This window comes from Noviherbaspirillum sp., from assembly GCF_035944575.1.
In the GTDB taxonomy this organism is placed as follows: Bacteria; Pseudomonadota; Gammaproteobacteria; order Burkholderiales; family Burkholderiaceae_D; genus Noviherbaspirillum.
In genome coordinates this window covers 1-7,584 of the sequence record NZ_DASZBA010000215.1, presented here as the reverse complement: position 1 = coordinate 7,584, position 7,584 = coordinate 1, and the positions used below count along the sequence as shown (strand labels likewise).

The 7,584-nt window shown below is 60.7% G+C and carries 5 protein-coding genes; 2 read left to right on the top strand and 3 right to left on the bottom strand.

The features are described from left to right. Positions 1-2 precede the first annotated feature (2 nt). Positions 3-1,460 carry an MFS transporter gene (locus tag VGU61_RS17180; protein ID WP_326860430.1) on the top strand — a complete coding sequence of 486 codons (1,458 nt, stop codon included), beginning with the start codon at positions 3-5 and terminating at the stop codon, positions 1,458-1,460. 82 nt (positions 1,461-1,542) lie between these two features. On the opposite strand, the gene VGU61_RS17175 is transcribed toward VGU61_RS17180, so the two are convergent. Further along, a complete protein-coding gene (locus VGU61_RS17175; RefSeq protein ID WP_326860429.1) occupies positions 1,543-4,278 on the bottom strand; it encodes an ATP-binding protein in 2,736 nt (911 codons plus the stop codon). A gap of 408 nt (positions 4,279-4,686) precedes the next feature. Between VGU61_RS17175 and VGU61_RS17170 the strand changes: the two genes are divergently transcribed. Next, positions 4,687-4,944, top strand: coding sequence for a hypothetical protein (locus tag VGU61_RS17170; protein ID WP_326860428.1), 258 nt, complete (start codon positions 4,687-4,689; stop codon positions 4,942-4,944). Between the two features lie 81 nt (positions 4,945-5,025). Here VGU61_RS17170 and VGU61_RS17165 read toward each other — a convergent pair whose 3' ends face one another. Together VGU61_RS17165 and VGU61_RS17160 are read right to left on the bottom strand one after the other, a co-directional pair. Further along, positions 5,026-6,657, bottom strand: a complete 1,632-nt coding sequence (locus VGU61_RS17165) for a carboxylesterase/lipase family protein (RefSeq protein ID WP_326860427.1) — start codon at positions 6,655-6,657, stop codon at positions 5,026-5,028. A 199-nt stretch (positions 6,658-6,856) separates the two neighbouring features. Continuing rightward, the coding region (locus VGU61_RS17160) for an AraC family transcriptional regulator (RefSeq protein ID WP_326860426.1) at positions 6,857-7,584 on the bottom strand (728 nt) is incomplete at its 5' end.

Below are 7,584 nucleotides of genomic sequence, written 5' to 3'. Positions count from 1 at the left end.
GCATGACATCGACGATGCACGGGATCGAGGGGAAGAAACGCTGGTGGGCATTGGCAGTGCTGTGTTTCGGCGTGCTGATGATCGTGCTGGACACCACCATCGTCAACGTCGCCTTGCCGTCCATCCGCGAAGACCTGAAGTTCACGGAGACTTCGCTGGTCTGGGTGGTGAATGCCTACATGCTGACCTTCGGCGGCTGCCTGCTGCTCGGCGGGCGCCTCGGCGACTTGTATGGGCACCGCCGTCTTTTCCTGCTCGGCATTGCATTGTTCACGCTGGCGTCCGCCGCATGCGGACTGGCGCAGTCGCAAGCGATATTGATCGCGGCGCGCGCCGTGCAGGGGCTGGCCGGGGCGGTCGTATCGGCCATCTCGCTGTCGCTGATCATGAATCTGTTTACCGATACCGCTGAGCGCGCCAAGGCAATGGGCGTGTATGGATTCGTCTGCGCCGGCGGGGGCAGCATCGGCGTGCTGCTGGGCGGCCTGCTCACCGACACGTTGAGCTGGCATTGGATTTTCCTGGTGAATCTGCCGATCGGGGTGGCCGTCATCATCCTGTGCCGATGGCTGATTCCTGCCGGTAAAGGCCAGGCCGACGGCAACCTGGATGTCGCGGGCGCATTGACGGTGACGGCCTCCCTGATGCTGGCGGTGTATGCGGTGGTCAACGGCAATGAGGCCGGCTGGCTCTCCGCCCGCACGCTTGGAATGCTCGCCGCGGCTCTCCTGCTGATGGTTCTGTTCATTGTGATCGAGTCGCGCACCGCGACGCCGCTCATGCCGCTTTCGCTGTTCAGGCTGCGTAACGTGGCGACGGCCAACGTGGTCGGCGTATTTTGGGCGGCCGCCATGTTCGCATGGTTCTTCATCGCGGCGCTTTACCTGCAACTGGTGCTGCGCTACAACCCGATGCAGGTCGGCCTGGCCTTCTTGCCGTCCAACCTGATCATGGCGGTGCTGTCGCTGGGCTTTTCCGCAAAACTGGTGATGCGCTGGGGGAACCGGATCCCGCTCGCGGCGGGATTGGCGCTGGCGTCAACCGGTCTGGGCCTGTTCGCACTGGCGCCGGTCGATGGCAGTTACACCGCGCATGTGCTGCCGGGCATGATCCTGCTCGGCCTGGGGGCCGGCATCGCTTTCAACCCGGTATTGATGGCGGCAATGAGCGATGTCACACCGGCGGAATCCGGCATTGCGTCGGGCATGGTGAATACCGCATTCATGATGGGTGGCTCGCTCGGACTGGCGGTGCTGGCGAGCCTGGCGGCGGCGCGCAGCAGCGTGCAGCAGGCCGGCGGCGCAACGCTTGCCGAAGCGCTGAACGCCGGCTACCACGTCGCATTTGGTATTGGCGCAGTCTTCGCGCTCGCGGCGGCCATCGTCGGGCTGATCTTCCTGCGGCAGGGCCGGCATGCGGATTCCGAAACGCCGCCGGCGCCGTATGAGATTGTGACCTAGCCTGCAAAAGGGGACTGCGGATGGTACGGGCTGTATCCGCGCCCGAAGATCACCATCCGTTGCCGTTTTTAGTACATAAGCCTCAGGAAGACGTTTCTTCCATGTTGCCGACCAGGGTCTGAACCGCCCGGATAAGACCGGCTACCGAAAACGGCTTGGCGATATGTCTCTGGAAACCTGCCTCCCTGGCGGCATTCAGATCGTGCTGCATGGCAAACGCGGTCAATGCGATGGCAGGCAGTCCGGCGATTGCCTTATCGGGATTGGACCGCACGCGCTGGATAAAGGTGTGGCCGTCCATGCCCGGCATGCCTACATCGCAGATGATGGCGTCGAAGCGTTTTTCCTCCAGCATCTTCAGTGCGTCGGGCGCCGACTGCGCGGCTCGCACTTCCGCTCCCGCCAACTGCAGGACTTCAACCATCATGGCACGGGCGTCGGCTTCATCGTCCACCACCAGAAGGCGCACATCGGCAAGCTTGAGATTGATCTTCGCGATAGGGCTTTCCGGCTGGCGGTCATCCTCCGGAACGGCCAGCGATGTCGCTGATAGCGCCGGCAGGTTCACCGTAAATAGGCAGCCCTTCCCGATTCCATCACTTCGAACGGCAATCGTCCCCTGGTGCAGTTCGACCAGGCTTCTGACGATGGCAAGACCCAGGCCGATACCGCCTTTTGCACGCGTGGTTGAAGAGTCCTGCTGTTGAAACCGGTCGAAGACGAATGGAAGAAATTCCTTTGATATTCCGCAGCCATTGTCCGACACGCTGAACTCGAAGCGGCCGTGCGCCGCCGTCACACGCACGTCAATATGTCCGCCGGCATCGGTAAACTTGATCGCATTCGACACCAGATTGGAAACGATCTGGCTCATCCGGCGGGCGTCGGCCTCGATCAGGATTTGCTGCGAGGGGACAGCAAGATGAAGCGCGACGTCCTTGGCATGGGCAAGATGGATCATCGGTTCGATGATTTGCTGAAGCAGGCGAACGCCGTCGATCACCCTGGTGTCAAGCACGACTTTCCCGGCGATGACTGCGCTCATGTCCAGCAGATCGCTGATCAGGTTCGTTTGGATCTCGACATTGCGCGTAATGATTTCGGCCGCCTGCTTCACCCGGCGATCCTCCCCGGAGCGCATGTCCAGCATCTGCGCCCATCCGCCGATGACGTTCAGCGGCGTACGCAATTCGTGCGACAGCGTGGCCAGGAAATTGTCCTTCATCCGCGACACGCGTTCCGTTTCCGCCCGCATGGCACGCTCCTGCTCCAGCGCCGCCTCCACCCGTTCCGCCTGGAGCATGGCCTGATGGATATTAGTCAGTGTGCCTACCCAGCGGAGCAGTTTTCCGCTTTCGTCCAGCACCGGCTGGGTACGGATCTTGAACCATTCGCAGACAAAATCCGTCTTCGTCCGCAGCCTCAGTATGGTTTCAAACCCGATGCCCTGTTCACGCGATGTCTGCCATTGCGCAATGAAACCTTGCTGGTCCCGTTCATCCATGCAATCCGTGAGTGTGCCTATGCCGCAGGTCGGTGCACAGTCCAGCTCGGCAAGCCATCGCTTGTTGACGTATTCCATCGTTCCCTCCGCATCGGCCTGAAATACCAGGTGAGGCAGAAATTCTGCGAACGTCATGAACTGCTGTTTCTGGTCCCAGCTCGCCGACGCATGGCGCCGCCCCTCGTCCGCCAGGCCGACGATGGCATCCTGGACGCTTGCGACCTCGCCGATGGTGCTGCGTTCGGTGTCGCTCAAACGCGCGCCGCGCGCCAGATCCTTCGCCGATTCGGCCAGCCGGCGGACCGGTTCGGTAATCCGCCGCGCGATGAACCAGGCGATCAGGGAAGCAAATGCACCCAGCACCACCGCTCCGGCGAAGAAGGAATTTCGCAGTGCGACGGTGGGCTCCAAAGCCACGGCGACCGGCTGTCTGGCCACCACTTGCCATCCGAAGCCTTCAAATCCGCGTCTTGGAATGACCGGCGCGCTCACGGTCAGGTATTGCTGGCCGCCGGCCCAGGTTTGCGTTGTTGTCGATGTTCCCATCTCGGTCGGGAGCAGTGATCGAATCGCGGTTCCCGTCTTGATCTGGTCGTTTGGCGCAAGTACGACCTTACCTTTCGTATCGAGCAGAAGCATCTCGATGCCTCGTGACGCGCGCAACGGGGCGAGGACGGTATTCCGGACCTGGTCGGTCCAATGGAAACTGATGTGTCCGGCCAATACCCTGAACGGCTTGCCTTCCGGGTCATTGATCGGCGTTGATGCATCGAGAAAGCGTGCCGGCTCCCCGTTCGGACTTTTCGGCACCAGTTCGGCCAGCCGGACAGCGTCATGCACGTCGCCGAGGAACAGGCTGGTTTTCGCTTCTTCAAAGGCGGGCCGCCCTTTCGCGCTGCCGCCTTCGAAAATGCCGCCATTTGCCGCAATCACTTTTGCGGATGCAATATCAATGACCCCGATGAAAGCGAACTCGGGATGTATCGCCACGAATCCATCGAGCACTTCCCGCATTTCGGCCGCAGAGGCGTTTGGGTCACGCAGCTTGTGGGACAAGGCCTGGGCCTGCACTTCTTTCCCGAATTCATTCATCCCTGCAGAGAGTTCTCTTGCCATCTGCCGCGTGACGTTCTCCAGGTTTTGATGGGTCAGCTTCAACACTTCGCGCCTGGCGAATGCATCCAATGTGCCGGCAAGGACAAGTGCGAGAATCAGAAAGAGCACGCTGAAGGCGATGCCGAGATAAATCTGCAGGCTGATGCGCTCCGGGCGTTTGCGGCCGTGCGGTTCGGAAATCGGCTGGGGATTTTGCAAGTTTTGCTTACCTCGTGTTGGTGCTTTGTGCAATGCGTGCCAAAGCGATTCACTCATCATCCTTTCGCTTCGGCAGTGTTGCTTACCGGCCTGAAGCGTTTGGCAAGGCGAGCGATGCAGGGTCGACGCTTATTCTAGCCTGCCGACGAATACATTCACCATCATTAAGTGAGAGCAACAGCAAACGAGCGACTAAACCGCATAGCGGTCCAACGGCAGAGCTTGCCGCCGGATCCGGAAAGTTGCGCTGCCTGCACGCCGAGCCAAGGAGGTAGAATTCGCTGCGCAATCCTGCATGTTGCGCGGGGCAATCCCATCGGATTTTCCCGCATTGCCTCAGCATGACGGGGCTTGTGCGGGCGGGAAAATAAATTCCATTACGATTTGATTTTTATCATTAAGGAAAACATGAGACGCGACCAAATGCTGATGGAGGCGATCCTGGGCCAGCTTCTGCAATCGCCCGAACCGCTGGTCGGAACCAGCAGTATTGCCCAGCGATTGAACGTCGAATTACCGGTCATTCGCCATCACCTTCATCTCCTGCAGGATAAGGGGCTGGTGCAGGAATCGGAGAATGGCGCCTGGCGCCTGACAAACCAGGGGCATGATTACATGGAAGGCAGTCCGGAACAGGGTGTCTCCCTGAATCTTCCATCCCAATAAACACCGTCGCAGATTCCACTGCATTGTTTTCCCGGCATAAAAAAAGGCCCGCCGAAGCGGGCCCAAACAGGCAAGAAACACTTAGAAAGTCAAGGAACTCCACGCTGTCGCGCACTTGTGTTCGGCTTCAAACGTGGTCAGCACCCTGTTCCCGCCACCGGATGCGACATCCAGCGCGAGGACCTTGTCCGGCGCGGTGAAGGCGGGCCATGCAACGGCGACTGCCGTGCCGTTGTTTGGATCGCCGGTGCGGGAGAAGTTGGTCCAGTAACGCGACATCGAAGTCTGCAGATCGCGACGCTCGTTGTTTTCCAGATCCCTCAGATTGAACAGGTACTGCAGCTCATACGAGTGGCCTGCGCCCTGCGGGAAGCTGACTGTGGTGCGACCGATCGACGGAATCGCTGTGCGATCGCGGAACTCATACATCCAGATCTGCGAATTCTGGGCTGCAATCCGCTTGGAGAGGTTGAGCGCCGGGCAGGCGAACACGACGTCCGTACCGACAGCCGTGGCGGCCAGGCTCGGCTGCTGGGCGGCGTTGGTGCCGTAGTCGGTCAATGGGTACAGGGATGCGACGGTCGCCGGCAGGCCGAGGGAGGTCTGCAGATAAGTCGGATATCCCGCCGCGGTCAGGGGCGGCGCAGCCAGTTCACGCGCTGCGACGAACAGCGACCACTCGTCGCGGTTCGAACCGTTCACCACCGGCACCCGGTTGTTTTCGCCCGCTGCGAATGTCGCCTTGATCGATCTCGGCAGCACGCGTCCGTCGACGGAAGGCACCGGGCTGGAGTTCGCCGTGGTGAATGCCGTTGCCAGCTGGTTGTTGACGACATCGGCCGACAGACCGCGCAGGCAGGCTGCATCGACCGTCGCACAGGTGACGCCTGCCGCGGTGAGCGCGTTGTTGACGATGGTGGTGCTCTGCGCTTCAAGCGCCTCGCGCGTCAACTGACGGTCGAAGGCATAGCCGCCGCTCTGGACGATTGCTTTCGAGAACAGGCCGCGGGACAACGGCGATGCGAGGTGGGTCATGACGCTGAAGCCGCCTGCGGATTCGCCGAAGATCGTGACATTGTTCTTCGCGCCGCCGAAGGATTCGATGTTTTCCTGCACCCAGCGCAATGCCGCTTGCTGGTCCATGATGCCGTAGTTGCCCACGCTGCCGTCAGCCGCTTTCAGCGCCGGATGGCCGAGGAAGCCCATGGCGCCCATACGGTAGGCGATGTTGACGACGATGACGCCCTTGCTGACCAGGGGCGACGGATCGGCATAAGTTACGGTGCCGCCGGTGTTGAATGCGCCGCCGTGAATCCAGACCATGACCGGGAACGGTCCATCGCCGGTCGGTGCATGCACGTCGAGATAGAGGCAATCCTCCTGGCCGTTCGGCAGGCGGAACGAGCTGCTGCTGGTCTGCAGGCAGGGTGCGGCCGACTGGGTCTTGGCCAGCGGGGCGGTCCAGTTCGCAGCCGGCGCGGGCGGTGCCCAGCGCAGGTTGCCGACCGGCGGTGCCGCAAAAGGAATACCGAAATAACTGCGCATGCCGGCGCGATCCACCGCCCTGACCTCGCCCTTTGTGGTCTTGGCGACATCGGGCGCCCTCTTCGCATCATCGTCGCTGCCGCCGCCGCAGGCGGCCAACAGGGTGATTGCCGCCGATGCAAGCAGCGTACGCAGCCGGGCCGGCTGGATAAATCCGTCTTTCTTCACTTGGTTGTCTCCGTCGTTGTGGTTCTCTTTAATGCGGAAAGAGCCGATCGGCTGGCGCAATCCGCACCTTTTACAGGAATCAAGATTTTGTAGGACCCGCAAGTGGCGGTCTTTCAAAATCAGGTGCTTCGTTTCATAAACTGCTCATTGCCGCCCCAGGCTGACACGGCCCGCAGAGGGTAAATGCAAGACCGTACCCTCACCTTGCGCGCGAAGCCCGGAAGTTTCCTGGCGTCGTGCCTTCATAGCGCTTGAATGCGGAATTGAAATGCGCCTGGCTGGAAAAACCGCATCCGATGGCGATTTCCGCGAGTGAACAGGTATCCGAATTGAGCATGGCGCGCGCCAGTTCAATCCGGCGCTGCATCACGAACTGATGCACCGGCATGCCGAAGGATTGCTTGAACACGCGGGTAAAGTGCGTCGGACTGTAACCGCATGCCGCAGCCAACTCCTGAATGCTCAATGAACCGGCGATATGCTCGTCGATGTGCTCCTTCATCCGGCGCACGGATTGCCGTGAAAGCGATTCGGAGAGCGGGATGTCCTGCATGGGCTGGGACGACAGCCGCGAATCGAGATAGGTCAGGAGTGCAAGGCCAACGACCTCCGTATACAAGGTGCCGTTCGGTTCGCCTGCCGCGCAATGGCTTTCGATTTCATCAATCCACCACATCACCCGGGAATCGAGAAAACGCAACGGCCTGCGCAGCCTCTCCAGCCAGGCGGGGGCACGGTCGAGCAGATCGATGCAGATCTCCTCGGGCATTTCGAGGACGCTGTAGAGACTGTCGTTGCCGGCCGACCATCTGCTTCCGTCATAGTCGGCCTGAGCCGGATAGAAACCGATTGAACCTTTGGGAAGCAATCTGGGAGTTGCATGCCGATCGTGGATTTTGACGCTCCCTTTCCGCAAGAGCATGAGGG

Bases quoted from the DNA above. Each gene is read 5' to 3' on its own strand.
- VGU61_RS17170 (WP_326860428.1), top strand. From the start codon at position 4,687: ATGAGACGCGACCAAATGCTGATGGAGGCGATCCTGGGCCAGCTTCTG.
- VGU61_RS17180 (WP_326860430.1), top strand. From the start codon at position 3: ATGACATCGACGATGCACGGGATCGAGGGGAAGAAACGCTGGTGGGCA.